Source organism: Stappia stellulata (genome assembly GCF_020176715.1).
Lineage (GTDB): Bacteria > Pseudomonadota > Alphaproteobacteria > Rhizobiales > Stappiaceae > Stappia.
On sequence record NZ_JAIVMF010000050.1, the window covers coordinates 1 to 1,226 of the forward strand.

Genomic DNA, 1,226 nt, shown 5'->3' on the forward strand with positions numbered 1-1,226 from the left:
CCGATGGCGAAAGCAAAGTTTGAGCGGACGAAGCCGCACGTGAACATTGGCACGATCGGCCACGTCGACCATGGCAAGACGACGCTTACGGCGGCGATCACGAAGCAGTTCGGCGACTTCAAGGCGTATGACGAGATCGACGGCGCGCCGGAAGAGCGTGCGCGCGGCATCACGATCTCGACGGCGCACGTCGAGTACGAGACGGACGCGCGTCACTACGCCCACGTCGACTGCCCGGGCCACGCCGACTACGTGAAGAACATGATCACGGGTGCTGCGCAGATGGACGGCGCGATCCTGGTGTGTTCGGCCGCCGACGGCCCGATGCCGCAGACCCGCGAGCACATCCTGCTCGCCCGTCAGGTCGGCGTTCCGGCGCTGGTGGTGTTCCTGAACAAGGTCGACCAGGTCGACGACGAGGAGCTCCTGGAGCTGGTCGAGATGGAAGTGCGCGAGCTGCTTTCGTCCTACGAGTTCCCGGGCGACGACATTCCGATCGTCGCGGGTTCGGCTCTTGCCGCCCTCGAGGACCGCGACCCGGCCATTGGCGCGGAGAAGATCGCCGAGCTGATGAAGGCCGTGGATGAGTTCATCCCGACCCCGGAGCGTCCGATCGACCTTCCGTTCCTGATGCCGATCGAGGACGTGTTCTCGATCTCCGGTCGTGGCACGGTTGTGACCGGTCGCGTGGAGCGCGGCATCGTCAAGGTCGGCGAGGAAGTCGAGATCATCGGCATCCGCGACACCAAGAAGACGACGGTGACCGGCGTCGAGATGTTCCGCAAGCTGCTCGACCAGGGCCAGGCCGGCGACAACATCGGCGCGCTGATCCGCGGTATCGGTCGTGAGGACGTCGAGCGCGGGCAGGTTCTCTGCAAGCCGGGTTCGGTGACGCCGCACACGAAGTTCAACGCGGAAGCCTACATCCTGACGAAGGAAGAGGGTGGCCGTCACACGCCGTTCTTCACGAACTACCGTCCGCAGTTCTACTTCCGCACGACGGACGTGACGGGCGTTGTCGAGCTTCCGGAAGGCACGGAAATGGTCATGCCGGGCGACAATGTGTCGGTCGTCGTGACGCTGATCGTGCCGATCGCGATGGAAGACGGACTTCGCTTCGCCATCCGCGAAGGCGGCCGCACGGTCGGTGCCGGCGTCGTCGCGTCGATCATCGAGTAATCCGCGAGACCCGCGGGACGGACACTCAAGTCCGCCCGCGGACCGCA

At 65.1% G+C, this 1,226-nt stretch carries 1 protein-coding gene; it reads left to right on the plus strand.

From position 1 onward, the window contains the following. Nucleotides 1-3 precede the first annotated feature (3 nt). Nucleotides 4-1,179 carry an elongation factor Tu gene (gene tuf, locus LC092_RS21055; protein ID WP_224809698.1) on the plus strand — a complete coding sequence of 392 codons (1,176 nt, stop codon included), beginning with the start codon at nucleotides 4-6 and terminating at the stop codon, nucleotides 1,177-1,179. Nucleotides 1,180-1,226: the final 47 nt, after the last annotated feature.